At 63.3% G+C, this 20,412-nt stretch carries 20 protein-coding genes; 17 read left to right on the forward strand and 3 right to left on the reverse strand.

The genetic code is table 11. The features are described 5' to 3' along the window. Window positions 1-118 precede the first annotated feature (118 nt). From KI610_RS12105 to KI610_RS12115, 3 genes are all read right to left on the reverse strand, one after another. Window positions 119-2,512, reverse strand: coding sequence for a phospholipase D-like domain-containing protein (locus tag KI610_RS12105; RefSeq protein ID WP_226495219.1), 2,394 nt, complete (start codon window positions 2,510-2,512; stop codon window positions 119-121). A gap of 157 nt (window positions 2,513-2,669) precedes the next feature. Beyond that, the gene (locus KI610_RS12110; protein ID WP_226495220.1) at window positions 2,670-3,560 is read right to left on the reverse strand and encodes a radical SAM protein; all 891 of its coding nucleotides are present in this window, start codon (window positions 3,558-3,560) and stop codon (window positions 2,670-2,672) included. Beyond that, on the reverse strand, window positions 3,560-3,985 hold the full coding sequence (locus KI610_RS12115) for an acyl-CoA thioesterase (protein WP_226495221.1): 426 nt from the start codon (window positions 3,983-3,985) through the stop codon (window positions 3,560-3,562). The genes KI610_RS12110 and KI610_RS12115 overlap by 1 nt, the downstream gene beginning before the upstream one ends. Before the next feature lie 173 nt (window positions 3,986-4,158). Between KI610_RS12115 and KI610_RS12120 the strand changes: the two genes are divergently transcribed. From KI610_RS12120 to KI610_RS12200, 17 genes are all read left to right on the forward strand, one after another. Next, the gene (locus KI610_RS12120; protein ID WP_226495222.1) at window positions 4,159-6,489 is read left to right on the forward strand and encodes a penicillin-binding protein 1A; all 2,331 of its coding nucleotides are present in this window, start codon (window positions 4,159-4,161) and stop codon (window positions 6,487-6,489) included. Between the two features lie 64 nt (window positions 6,490-6,553). After that, window positions 6,554-6,919 carry a YajD family HNH nuclease gene (locus tag KI610_RS12125; RefSeq protein ID WP_226495223.1) on the forward strand — a complete coding sequence of 122 codons (366 nt, stop codon included), beginning with the start codon at window positions 6,554-6,556 and terminating at the stop codon, window positions 6,917-6,919. Between the two features lie 8 nt (window positions 6,920-6,927). Continuing rightward, window positions 6,928-7,341 carry a secondary thiamine-phosphate synthase enzyme YjbQ gene (locus KI610_RS12130; protein WP_226495224.1) on the forward strand — a complete coding sequence of 138 codons (414 nt, stop codon included), beginning with the start codon at window positions 6,928-6,930 and terminating at the stop codon, window positions 7,339-7,341. Between the two features lie 154 nt (window positions 7,342-7,495). Beyond that, entirely contained in the window at window positions 7,496-7,924 is a 429-nt protein-coding gene (locus KI610_RS12135) for a hypothetical protein (RefSeq protein ID WP_226495225.1), read from the forward strand. Between the two features lie 597 nt (window positions 7,925-8,521). Then, complete coding sequence (locus KI610_RS12140) at window positions 8,522-10,804, forward strand: phage tail sheath C-terminal domain-containing protein (protein ID WP_226495226.1); 2,283 nt, start codon at window positions 8,522-8,524, stop codon at window positions 10,802-10,804. 29 nt (window positions 10,805-10,833) lie between these two features. Next, a complete protein-coding gene (locus tag KI610_RS12145) occupies window positions 10,834-11,358 on the forward strand; it encodes a phage tail protein (protein WP_226495227.1) in 525 nt (174 codons plus the stop codon). Between the two features lie 21 nt (window positions 11,359-11,379). Beyond that, complete coding sequence (locus tag KI610_RS12150) at window positions 11,380-12,123, forward strand: hypothetical protein (RefSeq protein ID WP_226495228.1); 744 nt, start codon at window positions 11,380-11,382, stop codon at window positions 12,121-12,123. A gap of 7 nt (window positions 12,124-12,130) precedes the next feature. Beyond that, window positions 12,131-12,952, forward strand: coding sequence for a hypothetical protein (locus tag KI610_RS12155; RefSeq protein WP_226495229.1), 822 nt, complete (start codon window positions 12,131-12,133; stop codon window positions 12,950-12,952). Further along, window positions 12,949-14,241: a DUF4255 domain-containing protein gene (locus tag KI610_RS12160; RefSeq protein WP_226495230.1), complete on the forward strand. Its 1,293-nt coding sequence runs from the start codon at window positions 12,949-12,951 to the stop codon at window positions 14,239-14,241. The genes KI610_RS12155 and KI610_RS12160 overlap by 4 nt, the downstream gene beginning before the upstream one ends. Next, entirely contained in the window at window positions 14,238-16,205 is a 1,968-nt protein-coding gene (locus KI610_RS12165) for an ATP-binding protein (RefSeq protein WP_226495231.1), read from the forward strand. Before KI610_RS12160 ends, KI610_RS12165 begins: the two co-directional genes overlap by 4 nt. Then, window positions 16,202-16,489: a hypothetical protein gene (locus KI610_RS12170; RefSeq protein ID WP_226495232.1), complete on the forward strand. Its 288-nt coding sequence runs from the start codon at window positions 16,202-16,204 to the stop codon at window positions 16,487-16,489. Before KI610_RS12165 ends, KI610_RS12170 begins: the two co-directional genes overlap by 4 nt. A gap of 12 nt (window positions 16,490-16,501) precedes the next feature. After that, complete coding sequence (locus KI610_RS12175) at window positions 16,502-17,479, forward strand: eCIS core domain-containing protein (protein WP_226495233.1); 978 nt, start codon at window positions 16,502-16,504, stop codon at window positions 17,477-17,479. Beyond that, window positions 17,476-18,129 (forward strand): hypothetical protein, encoded by a 654-nt coding sequence (locus tag KI610_RS12180; RefSeq protein WP_226495234.1) that lies wholly within the window; start codon window positions 17,476-17,478, stop codon window positions 18,127-18,129. Before KI610_RS12175 ends, KI610_RS12180 begins: the two co-directional genes overlap by 4 nt. Then, complete coding sequence (locus KI610_RS12185) at window positions 18,126-18,443, forward strand: LysM domain-containing protein (RefSeq protein WP_226495235.1); 318 nt, start codon at window positions 18,126-18,128, stop codon at window positions 18,441-18,443. Before KI610_RS12180 ends, KI610_RS12185 begins: the two co-directional genes overlap by 4 nt. Further along, window positions 18,436-19,563 (forward strand): hypothetical protein, encoded by a 1,128-nt coding sequence (locus KI610_RS12190; protein ID WP_226495236.1) that lies wholly within the window; start codon window positions 18,436-18,438, stop codon window positions 19,561-19,563. The genes KI610_RS12185 and KI610_RS12190 overlap by 8 nt, the downstream gene beginning before the upstream one ends. Next, window positions 19,560-20,075, forward strand: a complete 516-nt coding sequence (locus tag KI610_RS12195) for a phage baseplate assembly protein V (RefSeq protein WP_226495237.1) — start codon at window positions 19,560-19,562, stop codon at window positions 20,073-20,075. Before KI610_RS12190 ends, KI610_RS12195 begins: the two co-directional genes overlap by 4 nt. A gap of 12 nt (window positions 20,076-20,087) precedes the next feature. Then, the gene (locus KI610_RS12200) at window positions 20,088-20,411 is read left to right on the forward strand and encodes a DUF4280 domain-containing protein (RefSeq protein WP_226495238.1); all 324 of its coding nucleotides are present in this window, start codon (window positions 20,088-20,090) and stop codon (window positions 20,409-20,411) included. Window position 20,412 lies beyond the last annotated feature (1 nt).

Here is a 20,412-nt window from a genome sequence, read left to right on the forward strand (position 1 = left end):
GTTTGCCCATTCCCACGGTCAACCGGAAATTTCGGCTAAAAATGAAATAGTTTCGACTGGCTGGGGCTCCGCGCCAGCGCGGAAACCCCTGCCAAATAAAATCAAAATCGCCTAATAATCAAATCGGCTGGAACAAGTCATTGAATTTCTGTTGAGCGTCGCGGCGAGCGGCTTCGCTGGCATTCGGATCAATGGCCGCCCGCGTCAGGTTGTAGGCCGCATCGAGCAAGCCAAGGAAGCGGCTATCCAGCGTCTTCATCTGCTCGGCATCCAGACGCTTGTCCATGTGGTATTTCTTGAGTGTCGCGTGCAGGCTTTCCAAGTCTTCCTGGATCATGGTCGAGCGGGGCGTGCTGACAAAGTAGCTGTTTTCCCGTTTCACCCTTCCCGGCGTTGCCAGGATGTTGTCAACGAAGCTGCGATAGGCCGCGACGAGCTTGGGCGCGTTGTTCACCAGCATGGCGTTGTTGGTGTCCATCATGTAGCTGCGCACGTCTGCGTTGGCCGAGCCGACGATCAGCTGGTCGCCGAAGAGTGAAACCTTGCTGTGCAGTGAGAGGTTATGGTTCCCGACCGGCGGTTGGTATTCGTAGTATTCAAAGCGGGCGGCCCGGCTTGTCCCATGCTGCAAGCCGGTCACCTCGGCAAATGCCTTGATGGCATGGCGTGCCAGCAAATTGACCGGGGTCAGGTCGGTGGTGGCCAGTGAATTGGTGATCACTCTTACCGTGACGTGTGAACAATCCTGCTTGCCATCGACGAGGGCGGCCAGGCTGGATGCAAGATTGGCCGGCGGGAAGAAATAGGCACTGTGCAGAATGACCATCTGGGGTTGGTCGACGGTCGCTTTGCTACAGATGCCGGAGAGCGCCTGTAGCCAGATTTCGGTGATGTGTTTGCCGCTATCACCCTCCTGGCCAGCCTGGGCGCCGTAGAGCCGAACGCGACTGGCGGGTGGCAGGCGTTTGTCGAAAGGCAGGTTCTCAAGGTAGTAAAGGCGCGCCGAGGTGTCGACGGCAAGGTGCTGGCTTGACTGGACAGTTCCGGCGTAAGCCGTCTTGTAGGCCTTTGCATTCTGCGCCATGCGCTGGGTCGCCGCTTCGACGCGCTGATCCAGGCTCATGGCAGCGAGCTTGAACTTGCCATTGACGCAGGCGTCATGTTTGGCACCCGGTTTCAGTTTGGTGCAGGCGTTTTCAGCCGTCGTATAGGCTTCCAGATTCCACAGCACATCGTCGGGTGCATGGGTGCGAATCTCGTCCAGGGTCGCCACCATCCTCTTGAAGTTCCACAGCCCGTCGAAAGCATCTGCGATGACCTTGCCGCCATCGCCGGTCAGCGTAGCCACCAGATCGGTGTCCATGAAGACATACTTTTCGATCAGGGGATTGGGATGCATGTGGTAGGAATTTTCGACATTGCGCCCGCCCAGTTGCACCCGGCTCGAGTCAGCGAGCAGGAGTTTCTGGTGAGTGAAGTCGGTGATGTGATCCCAGTCCAGCTTTTCTTCTGCACTGAATTTGCGGTCAATCGGCAGGGCTGAAAACAGCTCGTTTTTCACCGGCACAATCTGGCTGGAGTACAACTGCTCCGCCATCAATAGCCCCAGGTTCGCCTGCACACGCTGAAAAACAGGAGCGGTGCGCGACTGCCAGTACAGTTTGCCCAGCTTTTTGAGGCTTTCTTTTTGCTCGGGCGTCGCCTTGCCAGCCTGGCCGGCAGCTTTCGGATCGATGTTCTGTCCCTGCTGGATGGCCAGCGTCATCAGGTTGGCATTCCGGCCATAGAGCCCCGAGAGCAGCAGCCCGGAAGGCCCGGTGTTGACGTTGGAAGCATTGATGGTTGCGGCCGGCACGCCTTCAATCTGCTCGTCGGCAAACAGCTTTTCCACAGCCGCCATCTTGTCGGCGGAGCAGGCCTCTTTGGTGGCTGCCCCAGCCTGACCACAACCCATGGTCATGTAAACGGCATCCTTGACGATGTTCCGTGTCGGCCGGTTGTAGAAACGTACCGCCAGGCTACCCTTGCCCGAATTGCCGCGTCGTTCCATGGCCGTGAACATATCCAGGCGCTTGTAATTGGTTTGATAGTCGGTGAGCAGGCGAACTTTCACGCCGCGCCGGGCTGCGGCGATCAGCGCCTCGGAGAGCACCGCAGAACTCTGGTCGTCGGCGTAAATATAGTAAGTGAGGTCAAGCGACGACTTTGCCTCCTCGACCAAGCGGATTTTGGACAGGAAGGAAGCATCGTTGTCGGTAATGACGGCTCCGTCGCTGATGGCCAGCGCCCCTGACGAAGCCTGGGCCAACAGGGTGCTATCAGTCAGCGAAGTGTGGGTAACGGTCGTCGCGCAGCCGGTCAGAAGTCCAGCCAACACCAGCGTGGGAATCATTTTATTGGTCATCATTTCCTCACAAAGTTTGAGCGCCAGTCGGCTCATGGCCGGCTGCATGGCCGCGACAACGGAATCACTGGACAGCAGCCCGGCCAGATAATTCAATTGGTGAATCAACCGCAGTGCCTTGCAAAGGCAGTATGGCGTTTTCAAATTTGAAGTACAACAGAATGACCGGGCAACAGAATGACCGGGCAACAGGACGACACAAGGCACGGCGACCAAGCCGGGGTTTTATAGCTTGACTACGGCAAGAGCATGGAAACTTCGATGGTTAAAGCCCACGCGCCCAAGCCGGGCGCAGGCGGGCGCCTTCGGGCGCAGCGATGGCCTGGCGGACCTGCTGCAACAGACGTTCCCTGTCGGCACCGAGCGTGCCCTTGAGCACCAGCCAGTTCGAAGCGTGATCGCTGCGAAACACCGTCCGCTTGAGTTCCAGCCCGGACAAAAAACGCTCCATCTCGACGAACAGCTCATGCTGATCGAGCGCTTCCCAGCCTGGAAAACCGGCGCGGAAACGCTCCTCGCCCTGCGGAAAGCTGACGACCAGTGTCGCCAGATATTCCGGCTGTGTCGCATTGGCCAGCCGCGCCGAATTTTCCGCGTGCTGCATCGACAATGCCTTGCCACCCAGCCCGTTCAGAATCATTACCGAACGGGTGATACCCGCCGCGCCGAGTTTGTCGAGCGCCTCGCGGGTAGTTTCAAAGGTTTCGCCCTTGTCGACCGCAGCAAGCACCTGATCGTCGCCCGACTCGGCGCCGACATAGACCATTTTCAGCCCGGCCGCAGCCAGCTCATCGATTTCCGCCTGCGACTTTTTTCGCAGATTGCGCGGCAGGCAATACGACGAAATCCGCCGCACGGCCGGCAGGTGCGTGCGGATCGCATCGAGAATGGCAATCAGCCGCCGGGTCGGTAGCACCAGCGCATCGCCGTCAGCGAGGAAAACCCGGCGGATCTCCCCGCCGTAACTCTGCCCGATCAGCCGTATGCTTTCGAGCACCTCATCCTCGCTGCGCGCCAGGAATTTCTTCTGCGGCGCCGTGTACATCTCGCAAAACGTGCATTTGTTCCACGAACAGCCATCCGTCACCGGCAGGATCAGCGATTCCGCCTCGCTCGGCGGACGGAAGACCGGCTCGACGTAACGGATCGGAATCATCAGGCGCCGACCTTGGCAAGGAAGCCCGGCGGCACCGAGGTGGCCTTGCGGGCGGTGTAGTCGAAGAACATGATGCCGTGCTTGCCGCGCGCCACTTCACGGCCGCTGGCTTTGTCGCTGAGGCGCCAGACGAGGTCGCAGCCGTATTTGTTGAAATCGTTGGCGCCCATTTCGACGACCAGCGTTTCGCCGTGGAAGGCTTCCGAGCGGTATTGCGCCGCCACATCGGCGACGACGATGCCGACGCCTTCAACATCAAGTTCGGTGTAACCCAGCGACTTGAAAAAACGCACTCGCGCCTCGGCCACCAATGCGATCAACTGGGCGTTATCGAGGTGGTGACCGTAGTTGATGTGGCCGATATAAATGGGAATGTCGGTCGAGAAGCTGAAGTGTTCGGGTAGCTCGATCTTGATGCGGGGCATGGTGGTGACGCCTGGTAAATGGGTGAATCCGGATTCTACGGACAGGATCGGGGCGCGGCCAGCGGTCCACGCTGCGCATTGCGGCTAAACTAGCGGCCTCGGCGACTGGCCAACCAGCGCCATAAACCGCCCGCCGGACACTTGTTCGCCAGGCACGCCTGGCAGGATTGCAATTGAGTTTTTTTTCGACCATCGTCAAATTCCTGACGCTCCCGCTGGCCACGGCCAACTATCGCGACCAGCTGCCGCGCACCCTCGTCGCCATCGGTGTCAACGGCGCCTTGCTGCTCGTCGCGCTGTTCGCCTACATGCTGCTGACAGTACTGCCCAGCCTGCCGCCGCTGGATATCGTGACCGACTATCGGCCGAAAATTCCGCTCCGCATCTACACGGCGGACGGCGCGCTGCTCGGCGAATTCGGCGAGGAACGCCGCGATTTCGTACCCATCCAGGAAATCCCGCAGGTCATGAAGGATGCCCTGCTGGCCATCGAAGATTCGCGCTTCTACGAGCATGGCGGCGTCGATTACCGGGGCGTCACGCGGGCGCTGGTCGCCGATCTGACTGGCGGTTTTCATCAGGGCGCATCGACGATCACCATGCAGGTGGCGCGCAATTTCTTCCTGACCCGGGAAAAGACCGTCAAGCGCAAGCTGACCGAAGCGCTGCTCGCCTATCGCATCGAGTCGGCGCTGACCAAGGACCAGATCCTTGAGCTGTACATGAACCAGATTTACCTCGGCCAGCGCACCCACGGCTTCGCCAGCGCCGCCCGGACTTATTTCAACAAAGCACTGCCCGAGCTGACGCTGGCTGAAGCTGCCATGCTCGCCGGCATCCCGCAAAACCCGGCCAAGCACAACCCTGCCGTCAATCCTGTCCGCGCCAAGGCCCGTCAGGGGCTGGTCCTCAAGCGCCTGCGCGTGCTTGGCAAAATCACCGAAGCGCAATACACCGAGGCGGTGGCCCAGCCCCTCAAGATCAGCGACCGACAATTGTTGACCGTGCATGCCGACCATGTCGCCGAAATGGTGCGTCAGGAGGTCTTCGCGCAATACCAGGATGAGACCTACACGCGTGGTTTCAACGTGTACACCACGCTCAACGGTGCCGAGCAGAACGCTGCCTACAATGCCCTGCGCAGCAACGTGCTGGCCTACGACCAGCGCCACGGCTACCGCGGGCCGGAAGATTTCATCGACCTGCCGGATGACGAAGACGAGCGCGACGACGCCATCGACCGCATCCTGGCCAAGCACCCGAACAGCGACAACCTGATCGCCGCGGTCGTCACCGAAGTCTCTGGCAAGAAAGTCCGGGCCGAACCGGCCTCCGGCGACACCATCGAAGTCACCGGTGACGGCTTGCGTTTCGTTGCCCGCGCCCTGCAGGCCAACGTCAAGGATGGGACCCGGATTCGCGTCGGTTCGGTCATCCGGGCGAGCCGCGACGCCAAGGGCCGCTGGTCGATCAGCCAGATGCCTGAGGTCGAAGCGGCCTTTGTCGCCATTAACGCCGAAGACGGCTCCTATCGCGCTCTGGTCGGCGGCTTCGATTTTTCGCGCAAGCAGTTCAACCATGTCACCAGCGCCTGGCGCCAGCCGGGATCGAGCATCAAGCCCTTCGTCTATTCGGCGGCGCTGGAAAAAGGTTATTCACCGGCCACCCAGGTCGAGGATGCGCCGCTCTCGCTGCCGGCCGGCGACAACGGCAAAACCTGGGATCCGCAGAACGATGACGGCTACGATGGCCCGATCAGCCTGCGCCGCGCCCTCGCCCGTTCGAAAAACGTCGTCGCCGTGCGGCTCTTGCGGGCGATCACGCCGCAATACGGGCGCGACTATCTGACGCGCTTCGGCTTCGATGCCACCAAGCATCCGGCCGACCTGACCATGACCCTGGGCAGCGGTTCGGTCACGCCGCTGCAGATGGCTGCGGCCTACGCCGTGTTCGCCAATGGCGGCTACAAAGTCACGCCGCACCTGATCGAGAAGATCACTGACAGCCGCGGCAACGTGTTGCAGGAAACGCCGCAGCCACTTGTCCGGCAGGACGAACAACGGGTCATCGACAGCCGCAACGCCTTCATCATGGACAGCATGCTGCGCGAAGTTGCCCATACCGGTACCGGCGCTCTGGCTGGACAGCGCCTCGGGCGCCCCGACGTAGCGGGCAAGACCGGGACGACGAGCGATGCCTTCGACGGCTGGTTTGCCGGTTACGCCAGCGATGTCGTCGCCGTTGCCTGGATGGGTTTCGACCAGCCCAAATCCCTGGGTGCCCGGGAGTTTGGCGCAACGTTGGCCCTGCCGATCTGGATCGACTACATGCGCCAGGCGCTCGCCGGCAAGCCGGTCAGCGAACGATCGCCACCGGCTGGTGTCTCCTTCGTCAACGGCGACTGGATCTACGACGAATTCAACAGTGACACGGGGGTCAAAGAGCTGGACGTGGAATCGCTGCCAGGCATGGTCAGGGACTTTTTCAAGCGCTTGGGAATCTGAGATCTCCCGTCGCGGCCCTTCAGACGCAGGTTAATATTTACCCCGACATCAACGGATTCCAGCCATGAGCTCAATCGATCACAAACGCCTCGACAAGATCGTCGCCGACGCCCGTAAAGCCGCCGACACCCGCGCCGAGGGCTACCGCGAACGCGCCCTGAAAATCTATCCGTGGATTTGCGGCCGCTGCGCCCGTGAATTCACCACGACCAATCTGCGCGAACTGACCGTTCACCATCGCGACCACAACCACGATAACAACCCGAACGATGGCAGCAACTGGGAACTGCTCTGCATTTACTGCCACGACAACGAGCACCAGAAGCAGATTGAGGCCGACCGCGGCTACACCGACACCAGCACCAAGCGCGGTGGCGGCGCCACGCACAACCCGTTCGCCGCGCTGCAAGGCCTGCTCAAGAAGGACTGAGCGGCAGCATGGCCGAGCAACATCAACTCGCCATCACCACCCGCGGGCGCGGTTCGCTTGAAATAACCGAGGAAATCGCCGCCGTGGTCAGGAATGCCACGGTCAACGCCGGAATTGCCCATATTTTCGTACGCCATACGAGTTGCGGCCTGGCCATCACCGAAAACGCCGACGCCAGCGTCCGCCACGATCTCGAAACCCTCATGCAACGCTGGGCGCCGGACGGCGACCCGGCCTATCGCCACGACCTCGAAGGCGATGACGACATGGCCGCCCACGCCCGTTCGCTACTGACCGGCGTTTCGCTGACCGTCCCCTTTGCCGACGGCCGCCTGCTGCTCGGCACCTGGCAGGGCATCTACCTGTTCGAGCACCGGACGCAGGGACATAGTCGGGAAATCGTCGTCACGCTGCTCGGCTGATCGTTGCTCAACGGCGAACGCCAACGCCAACTCCCGATGTTGTCGTGATTCAGAGACAGGTCAAAGCCCGGCAAATACCGGGGTCTGGCTAGATTCTGGCGTTTGGCTGTCGCCATGCAGCGACAGCACGCCACCAGCGCACAAAACAAATCCATTGAATATCAACACCTTGCAACTTGGCCCGGTAGTTGCGATAGCAAACGGAGTACCTCACCCATGCATAGACCAGGGCCAAATCAACATGACACACAAGACACCACACTTCGCGCCGGTCACCGGCTTCATGCGGCAGATCAGCCTTTCCATCCTGATGCCCTTCTTCAGGAAAACCGACAGCGCGCCGGTGCAATACCCGAAATTTGATTCCTCGGTTTTTTCACGGCCGGATCAGTCCGAACTGCTCGCCATGGAAGAAGAAATCTGCCCGCTGGTCGAAGCTGAGGTCTATCTCATCTACGGCCGCAAGGCCGACGCCGAAAAGGTACTCGCTGACGGCGTCAAAAAGAGACGCATCACGGCAGACCAGGTTGCGCGATTCTGGTCGGAACAAAACACGCCCCGGGACCGGACCGCCGCGAACTGAAGCGGCACCGGCAAAAAACAATTGGCCGAAAGAGACCTGGCACGAGTCTGCATGCGTCTCTCCGCACGGCCAACAAAATGACAGGTGACTTTCCGGAAACCATCGAATATATTTCGCATGAATAAATATTTTTATTCATGATGAATTGAACTATTTCCTCATCATCACCGTCCACCGCCTTACAACACTGTTTCAGTTTGACCCGAAACCGCATGCAAATATGCTTATACGCTAATTCACATTGAATTCCGTAGGGCAGCAAATCCAGAAACCACAACTTTTTAGAACGAACTTTCTGACGCAGCACGATGTTGTAACAGGCTTCATATTCGACCGCATTCGGCCGGCCTTACAAAGCAGGCAATGACACTTTCACCCGCGTCACTCGATGACACGGGGCAGATATTCAGGGCTCCTGCCCTGGCGTGGCTGGATCGATGATCCGCCCCGCCCTTCGATCCCGACTTGAGGGATTTTTGGTGGTAACCCGGATGGCAGCGGGAGCATTGTTTCCGCAAACATCGCCGGGGCCGGCAGAAGTATCGATGAGATCGTGAATGGAATGGCCGCTGGCCGTCCCGCAGAAAGGAGCCCGTCATGCCCGTACAGCTTGCTTCCCCCGGGGTTTATATCCAGGAAGTTTCGAGCGGAGTCCGCACCATTGCCGGCGTCGCCACCTCGGTCGCCGCCTTCCTCGGCGCCGCGTCCCGAGGGCCGATCAACAAGGCCACCCGAATTTTCAGCTTTGCCGATTTCGAGCGCGCTTTCGGCGGCCTTTCGGCCGATTCCGAGATGAGCTACGGGGTGCGCCAGTTCTTCATCAACGGCGGCACCGATGCGTGGATCGTCCGTGTCGTCAAGAGCGCCGCGCCAGCCAGCCGGGCACTGCTCAACGCGACGCCCATTACAGTCCTGACCGTCACGGCGCTTGATGCCGGCGCTTCGGGCAACAGCATCCAGGTCCGCGTCGATCATGCGACAGCCAATCCGGGCAGCACCTTCAACATTACGTTCATCCGCAGCAGCGACGGCCGGGCCGAACAGTATGCGAATGTCTCGATGAACTCGGCCGATGCCCGCTACCTGCCCGATCTGGTCAATGGCGTGTCGCAGCTGGTCAAGATCAGCCGGGACGTTCCCCAGCTGACGCTCAACGGCCTGGCAGCCGGCACCTCGACGAGCGGCACGCTGGCCGATGTCCAGACCCTGCTCGACGCCACCCACACCGATTTCCGCGTCGTGGTCAACGGCCTGCCGCCGGTCACCGTCAGCATCACGCTGCCGGCCGACATTGCCGGCGGCACTGCAACCCAGCGCCTCACCGCGCTGGCCGAAGCGATCCGCCTCAAGGTCAAGGCGCAGGCCGGCGGCAAGGCTGCGCTGGATGATTTTTCCTGCACGCGCAGTGGCAGCACGCTGGTCATGGCCTCCGGTACCGGCGGCGAATTCTCGTCCGTCCGCATCCTGCCCGGCAGCAGCAACAACGCCGCTGGCGTGCTCAAGCTCGGCGTCGCCAATGGCGGCGTCGAAGTCGATGCCGTCGCCAGCATTCGCCCGGTGCCACTGCCTGACCCGGCAACGCTGACCAGCGGCGCCTTTGCCGCCACCGATCTCGACACCCTGCCCGACGCCACCCACACCAGCCTGCGCATCAGCCTCGACGGCTACGGCCCGGATGTCGTCGATCTCGGCAGTGCAGCCGCGGCCGGTGCCAACCTCGCGGCCAAACTCGGCGACATGGCCAGCCGGCTGCAAGCCGCCGTGCGCGCGTTGAAACCGGGCAACCCGGCCTACGCCAACTTCACCGCCACGGCGACCGCCACCACGCTGGTCCTGGCCAGCGGTTCGCGCGGTGCCGGTTCGGCCATCGCCGTCAGCGCCGCCCCGATCAACGACATCGCCGCCGGCCTGCATCTGCTGGCCGGTGCCACACTAGCGACACCGCCGACCGATGCCTTCCTCGGCGGCGGCGCCGAAACGCCTTACGGGCCGGCCGATGTCTATCCGGCCTTCATCGGCAGCCGGGCCAATCGCGAAGGGCTGTATGCGCTGGAAGACGCCGACCTCTTCAACATCCTCGTCATGCCCGGCATCACCGACCCCGGCGTACTGGCCGATGCCGCCTCGTATTGCGAGGAACGCCGCGCCTTCTTCATCGTCGATGCGCCGCCCACGGCCACCAGCGTCGCCACCATGGTCACCGCGGCGTCCGGTACGGAACTGCCGAAATCCGACCACGCTGCGGTCTATTTCCCCTGGACCTACGTCGCCGATCCGCTCAAGAACGGCAAGCCGCGCCTGACCCCGCCCGGCGGCACGATGGCCGGCCTCTACGCGCGTACCGACGGAAATCGCGGCGTGTGGAAGGCGCCAGCCGGGACCGATGCCAACCTGGCCGGCGTGCAGTCCATGGCCGTGCCGATGACCGATGGTGAAAACGGCAGCCTCAACCCGTTGGGCGTCAATTGCCTGCGCACTTTCCCGGTCTATGGCGCGATTGCCTGGGGTGCCCGCACCCTGCGCGGCGCCGATCAGATGGCTTCGGAATACAAGTACGTGCCAGTCCGTCGTCTGGCGCTCTACATCGAGGAGTCGCTTTATCGCGGCACGCAATGGGTGGTTTTCGAGCCGAACGACGAACCGCTGTGGGCGCAGATTCGCCTCAACATCGGCGCCTTCATGAACGGCCTGTTCCGCCAGGGGGCCTTTCAGGGCAGTTCGCCGCGCGATGCCTATCTCGTCAAATGCGACCGCGAAACGACGACGCAGGACGACATCAATCGCGGCGTGGTGAACATCCTGGTCGGCTTCGCGCCGCTCAAGCCGGCCGAATTCGTGGTCATCAGCATCCAGCAACTGGCCGGACAGATTCAGGTTTGATTCTGAAGCGAATAACGAGGAGATAAAAAATGGCCCAGTTCACCGTCAATGCCCAGCGCTTCGATCCCTACAAAAACTTCAAATTCCGCGTCAAATGGGATGGCCGCTACGTCGCCGGGATCAGCAAGGTTTCATCGCTCAAGCGCTCGACCGAAGTCGTCGAACACCGCGAAGGTGGCGATCCGTCGAGCAGCCGCAAATCACCCGGCCGCACCAAGTTCGAGGCCATCACGCTCGAACGTGGCGTCACCCACGACACCAATTTCGAACAATGGGCCAACAAGGTCTGGAACCTCGGCTCGGGCCTGGGCAGCGAGGTTTCGCTCAAGGACTTCCGCAAGGACCTGATCATCGAGGTCTATAACGAGGCCGGGCAACTGGCGCTGGCCTACAAGATTTTCCGCTGCTGGGTGTCGGAATACCAGGCGCTGCCGGACCTCGACGCCAATGCCAACGCCGTGGCGATTCAACACATCAAGCTCGAAAACGAAGGCTGGGAGCGCGACTACGAAGTCGCCGAACCGGCTGAGCCGAGCTTTGTCGAGCCGGGTTAACAACGCGAATGGAACCGCGCCATGCGCCCGTTAAGTGCTGCTCAAGTTCTCGCCCTGTGGGACGCCGGACAGACACGCCATCCGATTGACCGCGCGCTGCTGGCGCTGGCCTTGGCCATGCCGGAAGAAGCGCCCGACGAACTGGCCGACCGCCCGGTCGGCTGGCGCGAAGTCAATCTGCTCGCCCTGCGCAACGCCACGTTTGGCAGCGCGCTGGACGGCTACGCGCCGTGCCCGTCGTGCGGTGCACTGATGGAGTTCAGGCTGGATGGCGAAACGCTGCTCGACGGACTTCCGACGCCTGACAGCAACACCCGCATCAAGCTCGATGGCCAGCAATGGCGGCTGCCGAGCAGCCGCGATCAAGCGATGATTCTCGATGCCCCGAACCCGGAAACCGCGGTTTGTTGGCTGCTGGATCGTTGCCGGATCGATGAAGGCGGATTGACTGACGTTCCCACGGTCAACCGGAAAAAAAGCCCAAAAATGAAAACCTCCCCGGCCCTGGTCGGCGAACTCGAATCGCACATGGAGGCGCTCGACCCGGCCGCCGATATCCGGATCGGCATGCAATGCGCCGATTGCGGCGACGTATGGAGTGCCGCGCTCGACGTCGGCGCCTGTTTTTGGGACGAACTCGGCAACCGCGCCCACCAGTTGCTCGAATCCGTCCATAGACTAGCCAGCGCCTACGGCTGGCGGGAGGCCGAAATTCTGGCCCTCAGCCCGGCCCGTCGGGCGGCTTATCTGAACATGATCGGCTGAGACGACGATGCGCGGCTTCCTCCACCAACTCGCCACCCGCAGCCTGGGTCTCGCCCCGCAAATCAAGTCGCGCGCCGCGCTGCCTTACGCGGCACCACCGGCCGATTTTGCCCACGCCGAAGCGGCCAGCCACCAAGCCCCGCCCGCCAGCGCGGCAATCGAGCGCCCAGGATTGGAGCAGTCGCCAAACGCCCGGCGCAGCGAGCAGGTGGCGGACAATGCGCTGCCGGCGCCCATCGTTGCCGACAATACTGAGCCTGCCGCCCGCCTCGAAACGCAAACCTCGATGCCAAGCATCGGCCAGCCGCCCCGAATAGCCGCCCGGCAGTCACCCGAGGGAGCTTTGCTCGACAGAGCGCCCGACAGGCAAGCCACGCCACCCACCGGCAAAACCGCCGCCAGCCAGCTCACAGCCGAACAAAAACCCGTCCCGCATCACCCCGAGCCGGGGCCTGCAGCCCGCCACCCGGCCGAAAACGCCCAGGCCGCTGTCACCGACCTAGAAAGCCTGGTCACCCGACTGCTCAGCGATCAGTCAAGCCATCCGGAAAAGTCACCTGAAACCGCCACGCCGCCCGCAGTTATCACGCAGCGCCAAGCCAGCCCGCGCCCCGCGGCGATCAGCGCAGTCCGCCCGCAAGCCAGTCGCGAGCACCCCGCCACCACGCCGGAAACCGACAGCGCGCCCGAAGTGCACATCACCATCGGCCGCCTCGAAGTCAATCCGCCCAGCCGCCCGGCGCCGGCTGCCCAGCCGCCACGCCCGCGCGGCCCGGCGCCGCTGTCGCTGTCCGACTACCTGGCCCGCCGCCACGGAGGCCGCTCATGAGCAACGCCCTGGCCATCGCCGGCGTCACCGCCGTCATCAAGGACCTGCTCGACTCCGGGATGATCGACCAGGCCATCACTGACGCCATGGGAGCCGGTGTCGTTGTCAGCGCGCGGGCGCCCGACACGATCCCTCTCGACGATGCCGACGGCCCTCAGCTCAATCTATTTCTCCATCAGGTCACGCCGAACGCCGCATTGCGAAATGCCGCCCTGCCGTCGCGCGATGCCACCGGCAACCGCAGTACCAACCCGCCGCTGGCCCTTGATCTGCACTACCTGTTGACCGCTTACGGCCGGGCCGAATTGCAAGCCGAGGTGCTGCTCGGTTACGCCCTGCAACTCCTGCATGAAACCCCCGTACTGCCGCGCGCCGCCATCCGACGGGCCCTTAACCCGGCCGTCATCGATGGCGCCGCCCTGCCCGCCATTTACCATAGCCTGCGCGGTGCCGATCTCGCGGAGCAGGTCGAACTGCTCAAAATAACCCCCTCCGCGCTCAGTACCGAAGAAATGTCCCGACTCTGGTCGGCCCTGCAGGCGCACTACCGCCCCACCATCGCCTTCCAGGTCTCGGTCGTACTGATCGAGTCCAGCAAATCAGCACGCAGCCCCTTGCCGGTCCTCAGCCGCGGCGAGACCGACCCGGTCTCGAAGCGCGAACGTGGCGTGCTGGCCTTCAGCGGCCTGACCCCGCCCCTGCCCACGCTGGAGGCGGTCGTTCCGGCGGGTCGCCAGCCAGTCGCTGTGCCTGGCGGCGAAGTGAGGCTCGAAGGACATCATCTCGATGGCGTAGACCGACAGGTCACCTTCAGCCTCGCCTCCTTCCAGATCAGCCGCAGTGTTCCCGTCATCAGCGGCAGTTCCGCCAAGGTCAGCCTCATCGTCCCGAACGACCTGCCGGTCGGTCTCTACCGCATCGAACTATCCGTTCAAGGTCTTGGCGACGCTCAGGCCCGCCGCACCAACCAGTTACCACTGGCGCTGGCCCCCCAAGCTGTGTTGCCGCCTTTCAACGCCACCCGCAACGGCGCCGCCGTGACGCTCGTCCTGGATGTCGCGCCACCCGTACGCGCCGGCCAGACTGCCGCCCTGATCCTCGGCGAACGCGAAATCGCCGCCGAGCAATTCACCGCCACCACCAGCCGGCTAACGTTCAAGATCGCCGACGCACCGGAGGCCGGCAGCACCCATCTGGTACGCCTGCGGGTCGATGGTTTCGAAAGCCCGATCATCGACCGCATGGCAACGCCGACTGCCTATCTCGACCGCCGGATCACCCTGCCATGAACGCCCCGCTCGCCCAGGACTGGACCATCGCCAACCAGCAACTGCTGGTCGCCGAATTCACGCGGCTCAAGCAACGACTGCAAGCAGCAAACGGCAAGGCCATGCCGAACCAGACCGACCCGCTGCCGGCCATTGCCGAAGCCCGTCTGGCGCTGCGCAGCGAAGGCGCCATTGACTGGCTGAGTAGCGCCTTCGGGCTTTCCACCTTCGAGCGCGACTTGCTGCTCCTCTGTGCCGGTTTCGAAATGGATGGCGAACTGGCCAGCATCTGCAGCGCGGCCCAAGGCAAGGACTGCCGGCCGTCGATCAGCTTCAGTCTGGCGCTAAACGCCCTTGATGCTCCGCACTGGAGTGCCCTGACGCCGCAACGCCCGCTACGCCGCTGGCGTCTGCTCGAAGTCGACGACAGTACCGGCCTGGCCGCCGGGCGCTTGCGCATTGACGAACGGATACTGCATTTCCTCGGCGGCATCAATGAGCTGGATACCCGTCTCGTCCACCTGCTGCGCCCGGCACGCAGCCTGCCACAGCAGGCCGCCACGCATGCCGCGACGACGCGCGCAGTGCTTGCTACGGTCAACCGGGAAAATGAGACAAAAACAGAAATCCCCATCGTCATCCTCGAAGGCGACGACCCGGCCGCGCAGGAAGACATTGCCGCCCGCGTCGCCGAAACCCTCGGCCTGCAATGCCTGACACTGCTGGCCGAAGACATACCGCCCGGCGCCGAAGAACGGTCGGCACTGATCACCCTCTGGCAACGCGAAGCCACGCTGCTCGGCACCGCCCTGCTCGTGGTCATCGCCGATCCCGGTTCGTCAGCCAGCGATGCGGCCCACGCCCTGCTCGAACGGGTCGGCGGCCTCTGTCTGGTTGCCTCCCCGACGGCACCGGCGCTGACCACACTATCCCTGCGCCACCCCGTCAACAAGCCGGACAGCAGCGAACGCCGCCAGTTGTGGATAGATGCCCTCGGTTCAGCCCGCGCCGTCCCCGAACTGGAGCGCGCCGCCAGCCATTTCCGTCTCGGCAGCCAGTCTGTCCAGAGCATCGCCCATGCCTTGCGCAGCACGCTGGCCATGCCTGCCGATGGCGCCGACACAGCGAGCCTGACGCCACTGTGGGACGGGTGCCGGCAAGCAAGCCGCGGCGGCCTGGACAAGCTTGCCCAACGGCTCGACGCCAAGGCCAGCTGGGACAGCCTGGTGTTGCCGGAAGCCCAACTCGCCATGCTGCGCCAGATCGCCGCCCACCTGCGCCAGCGCTTCAAGGTACAGGAAGAATGGGGGTTCGCCGCCCAGGGCAATCGCGGACTGGGTCTGGCCACCCTGTTCGCCGGTGAAAGCGGCACCGGCAAGACGCTGGCCGCCGAAGTGCTGGCCCATACGCTGCAACTTGACCTCTTCCGCATCGATCTGTCGGCGGTCGTCAGCAAATACATCGGCGAAACTGAAAAGAACCTGCGCAAGGTCTTTGATGCCGCCGAGGATTGCGGTGCCATCCTGCTTTTCGACGAAGCCGATGCCCTGTTCGGCAAGCGCACCGAAGTCAAGGACAGCCATGACCGCCATGCCAATATCGAAGTCAGCTACCTGCTGCAGCGAATGGAGGCCTACCACGGGCTGGCCGTCCTCACCACCAATCTCAAATCCAGCCTCGACCCGGCTTTCCTGCGCCGCCTGCGTTTCGTTGTGCACTTCCCCTTCCCCGATCAGGCCCAGCGCCTGGCCCTGTGGCAGCGCGTCTTCCCGGCCGCCACGCCAACCCGCGACCTGGATCTCGACAAGCTTTCCCGCCTCTCGATGACCGGCGGCAGCATTCGCAACATCGCGCTTAACGCCGCCTTCCTCGCCGCCGATGCCGGCGAACCGGTGACCATGCGCCACCTGCTGCAGGCCGCCCATGCCGAGGCATCCAAACGCGAACGGCCACTGGCCGATGCCGAAACGCGAGGCTGGGCATGAACAAGATTCACCTCCACATCGATCAGCTAAGTCTGCCGGGCTACACCCCGGCCGAGCGTCGCGCCTTCATCGCTGCCCTGGAAAAAGAACTGGTTCGTCGTACAGGCGCGGTAGGTGGCCAGACATGTCAGATCGAGTCCCGCAGCAAACTACAAATCAGCACAGCGAGCTCGCTACCTGCAGCCCAGGCAGCTGCCATCGGACGCGCCCTGATGCCGGCATCGAGCGAAGCAAAGAACCCCATGGGCCCAAGCCGCCCGCCGGGAACCGACAAATCACGTTGAGGAGAGCGTGCCATGGCTACCATGACAGCAGCACCGCAAGCCGAACGCCAGACGAAAACCCCAGCCAAGGGACGCACCCTGTTACGCAAGTGTGCCTGCGGCGGCAGCAAGCAAACTGACGATGACCAACGCAAGTCGCTGCTTCTCCAGCGCAAGGCACAATCCCAGATTGACGACGAACACGCCCCGGCGGTGGTCGAACAAGCCTTGCGTAGCGGCGGGGAAGCGCTCCCCGACGAAGTGCGCGAGCATTTTGAAAGCAGTTTCGGCCACAGCTTCAGCCAGGTGCGCATCCATACCGACGGCCTGGCCGCCCGGTCGGCCAGAGCCGTTGGTGCGCGTGCCTTCACGGTCGGCTCCGACATCGTTTTCAACAGCAGCGAGTTCCAGCCGAACAGCCCGTCGGGGCGCCATCTGATCGCCCATGAACTGACCCATGTCGTGCAGCAGTCGGCCATGCCGGCAAATGGCGGCGCACTCAAAATCGGGCGGACTGATTCAGGCTTTGAGCGTGAAGCTGACCGCATTGCCGATCGCGTCAGCAATTCGCTCCCCCCTGTTTTTTCCACCAAGCGGGGCCAAACCAACGCCCTCCCACGCACTTCAGTCGGGGGCATCAGCGCTGCCCCTGCCGCCATTCAACGGGTAGGCGAATGCGCCGGAAAAGTCGGTTCGAATTGCAATGGCACCCGCTGTACTACCGCGACTGGCCGGCGCGGGATGTGTCAATGGGGCGGTATCACATACGGTTGCAACTGCCGCGATCAGTCCGGTGATGAATCAGGTGTAGCACGCGTCCGAGAACTACTGCCTGCCTGGTTGTTTGCCTTGCTCTCCGCTGCGGCCATCGCTGCCATCGCCGCTTGTTTCATTAGCGGCGTCTGTGAAGCGGGGGCCATTGTCGCTGCTGCCGGCGCAGCCACTGCTGCGCTGGTGATCGGCATCCTGCGCGCGGCCGGCGTAACCGTGACCGAAGACGGTGGAGCATGAGCGGCCCACTTTCCGCAAAGCTTCTGCGCGGCGGCCTGATCCTGATCGACCCGGCCAGCGGCGCCGTGCAGCGGGTCATTTCGCTGCAGTACAACCCGGAAACGCTGACCCGAACGCTGCAACCGCAGGCCACCGAATCGGGCGGCCCGTTTTCCGAACCCTTGCGCCTGAAAGGCCCGCCAACCGAAACCTTCAAGCTCGAAGCCGAAATCGACGCCACCGATCAGCTGGAATTCCCCGACCAGCATCCGAAGACCGTGTCATCCGGCATCCACCCGCAACTGGCGGCGCTGGAAACCATCGTTTATCCGGACAGCGACACCCTGATCCAGAACAACACGCTGCTCAGTCTCGGCACGCTCGAAATCGCTCCGACGGTGGCGCCGCTAACCCTCTTCGTGTGGAGCAAGGAACGGGTGGTGCCGGTGCGCATCACCGATTTTTCGATTACCGAAGAGGCGTTCGACAGCGCGCTGAACCCCATCCGCGCCAAGGTTTCGCTGAGCCTCAAGGTCCTCCATGTCGGCGACCTCGGTTTCAACGACAAGGGCGGCCATCTCTATATGGTTTATCAGCAGCGCAAGGAACGCCTGGCGGCCGATGCCGGCCTCGGCAGCCTTGCTTCGCTGGGATTGAGTGGATTGCCATGAGCATCGAACGCTTCCCGCCCAACAGCCGCTACAACGGCGTCGCCACGGCTGAACTGGCTGGCCCGGATGGCGAAAAGATCGTCTATCTGCGCCGCCGCTTCATCCCCGACCCGGCGACGCTGGTCACCGTCGGCGAAGTTCAGGTCCAGGGCGGCGACCGCCTCGACCGGCTGGCCGCGACCAATCTCGGCGACCCGATCCAGTACTGGCGCATCGCCGACGGCAATGGCGCCCAGGTGCCGTCCGATCTGGAACATCCCGGCGACACACTGCGCCTGACCCTGCCGGCCGGCCTCGGAGGCGGCGGTGCTTAAGGGCATCCACCTGACGCTACTGGTCGGCCCGGGCGTCCCGATCCCGGCCCCGAAGCCGCTGATGGACGCGCTGGAAAGCGTCGAGGTCACCTCGTCGGCCGATACGCCGAGCGGCTTCCAGCTCAGTTTCGTCGTCGACAACCGCTCGCCGCTGCATACCCTGCTGCTCGTCGCCGGCGGCCAGGTGCCGTGGTTGCGCGTCATCCTCGTCGCCACCATGAACAGCCTGCCGACGGTGCTCATGGACGGCCTGATCACCCGCCAGGAAATCACCGGCGCCAACGAACCCGGCCAGAGCCGGCTGACCATCACTGGCGAAGACCTGACGGTGGCGATGGACAAGCAGGACATGAGCGGCCTGCCCTACCCTGCGATGCCGCCGGCCGCCCGCGTCGCGCTGATCGTCGCCCGTTACGGCCTGTACGGCATGCTGCCGATCATTATCCCGTCGCTGTTTGAGGACATCCCGATCCCGGTCGAGCGCATCCCGACGCATGAAGGCACCGACCTCGCCTACATCCGCGCGCTGGCCAAGGAAGCCGGCCACGTCTTCTACATCGAACCCGGCCCGCTGCCCGGCGCCAACGTCGCCTACTGGGGGCCGGAGATCCGCCTCGGCCTGGTCCAGCCGGCGCTCAATCTCGGCATGGACGTGCATAGCAACGTCGATTCGCTGTCCTTCGCGGTCAACCAGTCCGGGGCCGAACTGCCCATCGTTTTCATCCAGAACCCGATCACCAAGTTTCCGATCCCGCTGCCCATCCCCGATGTCAGCCTGGCCAACCCGCCGCTCGGCCTGATTCCGCCGATGCCCAAGAGCCTCAAGCTGATGAAGGAAACGGCCAAGCTGTCGCCCATCGCCGCCCTCGGCAAGGGACTGGCCGCGGCGGCTGGCTCGTCGGCCGATGCGGTGACTGGCGACGGCAGCCTCGACGTACTGCGCTACGGCCATGTATTGAAAGCCCGCCAGCTGGTCGGCGTGCGCGGCGCCGGCCTGTCCTTCGACGGCCTTTACTACGTCAAGAAAGTCAGCAGCAAGCTGAAAGCCGGCGAGTTCAAGCAAAGCTTTTCACTGGCCCGCAACGGCCTGATCTCAACCCTTCCCCTGGTGCCGGCATGACTGAAAAAACACGCCATTACGGCAAGTTCCGCGGGGTCGTGCTCAACAACATCGACCCCATGCAGATGGGACGCATCCAGGTCCAGGTGCCCGACGTCCTCGGCCCGACGCTGTCCTCATGGGCCATGCCCTGCGTCCCATTTGCCGGCATCCAGAGCGGCGTCTTCGTCCAGCCACAGGTCGGCGCCGGCGTCTGGGTCGAGTTCGAGCAGGGCGACGCCGACTATCCGATCTGGGTCGGCGGCTTCTGGGGCTCGGCCGCCGAAGTGCCGGCCCTGGCCCTGGCCGGGCTGCCGGTGTCGCCGAGCATCGTCATGCAGACCGGCAACCAGAACACGCTGATGATCTCCGACCTGCCCGGCCCGACCGGCGGCATCCTGCTCAAGACGATGACCGGGGCGATGATCTCGATCAGCGAAATCGGCATCACCATTTCCAACGGCCAGGGCGCCACCATCATGCTCACCGGCCCGACGGTGAATATCAACAACGGCGCCCTGACGGTCATCTGAACGGAGACAACCATGCCCGGATTCCTCCTTCACCTCGGCGCCACCGTCCTCTGTGCCCACGGCGGCCAGGCCACGCCCAGCGCGCCCAACCCGCGCGTGCTGCTCTCCGGCCAGCCGGCCACCACAATGGGCCCACCCTACATGATCGCCGGCTGCGCCATGCCGCCACCGACTGCCGGCAACGGCCCCTGCGTCACCGGCCAGTGGCTGATGGGCGCGACTCGCGTTTTGATCGGCGGCCAGCCGGCACTGCTCCAGGCCTCGCCCTCGATCTGCGCGCCAACCGGCACACCGATGACGGTCGCCGTGACGCAGACGCGCGTGATGGGAACCTGAA

The organism is Ferribacterium limneticum, from assembly GCF_020510565.1.
Taxonomy (GTDB): Bacteria; Pseudomonadota; Gammaproteobacteria; order Burkholderiales; family Rhodocyclaceae; genus Azonexus; species Azonexus limneticus_B.

Excerpts from the sequence above, each read along its gene's own strand:
- KI610_RS12145 (WP_226495227.1), top strand. The coding sequence starts at position 10,834 with ATGGCCCAGTTCACCGTCAATGCCCAGCGCTTCGATCCCTACAAAAAC.
- KI610_RS12155 (WP_226495229.1), top strand. The coding sequence starts at position 12,131 with ATGCGCGGCTTCCTCCACCAACTCGCCACCCGCAGCCTGGGTCTCGCC.
- KI610_RS12165 (WP_226495231.1), top strand. The coding sequence starts at position 14,238 with ATGAACGCCCCGCTCGCCCAGGACTGGACCATCGCCAACCAGCAACTG.
- KI610_RS12175 (WP_226495233.1), top strand. The coding sequence starts at position 16,502 with ATGGCTACCATGACAGCAGCACCGCAAGCCGAACGCCAGACGAAAACC.
- KI610_RS12200 (WP_226495238.1), top strand. The coding sequence starts at position 20,088 with ATGCCCGGATTCCTCCTTCACCTCGGCGCCACCGTCCTCTGTGCCCAC.
- KI610_RS12160 (WP_226495230.1), top strand. The coding sequence starts at position 12,949 with ATGAGCAACGCCCTGGCCATCGCCGGCGTCACCGCCGTCATCAAGGAC.
- KI610_RS12115 (WP_226495221.1), bottom strand. The coding sequence starts at position 3,985 with ATGCCCCGCATCAAGATCGAGCTACCCGAACACTTCAGCTTCTCGACC.
- KI610_RS12170 (WP_226495232.1), top strand. The coding sequence starts at position 16,202 with ATGAACAAGATTCACCTCCACATCGATCAGCTAAGTCTGCCGGGCTAC.
- KI610_RS12180 (WP_226495234.1), top strand. The coding sequence starts at position 17,476 with ATGAGCGGCCCACTTTCCGCAAAGCTTCTGCGCGGCGGCCTGATCCTG.
- KI610_RS12110 (WP_226495220.1), bottom strand. The coding sequence starts at position 3,560 with ATGATTCCGATCCGTTACGTCGAGCCGGTCTTCCGTCCGCCGAGCGAG.
- KI610_RS12185 (WP_226495235.1), top strand. The coding sequence starts at position 18,126 with ATGAGCATCGAACGCTTCCCGCCCAACAGCCGCTACAACGGCGTCGCC.
- KI610_RS12150 (WP_226495228.1), top strand. The coding sequence starts at position 11,380 with ATGCGCCCGTTAAGTGCTGCTCAAGTTCTCGCCCTGTGGGACGCCGGA.
- KI610_RS12140 (WP_226495226.1), top strand. The coding sequence starts at position 8,522 with ATGCCCGTACAGCTTGCTTCCCCCGGGGTTTATATCCAGGAAGTTTCG.
- KI610_RS12125 (WP_226495223.1), top strand. The coding sequence starts at position 6,554 with ATGAGCTCAATCGATCACAAACGCCTCGACAAGATCGTCGCCGACGCC.
- KI610_RS12195 (WP_226495237.1), top strand. The coding sequence starts at position 19,560 with ATGACTGAAAAAACACGCCATTACGGCAAGTTCCGCGGGGTCGTGCTC.
- KI610_RS12130 (WP_226495224.1), top strand. The coding sequence starts at position 6,928 with ATGGCCGAGCAACATCAACTCGCCATCACCACCCGCGGGCGCGGTTCG.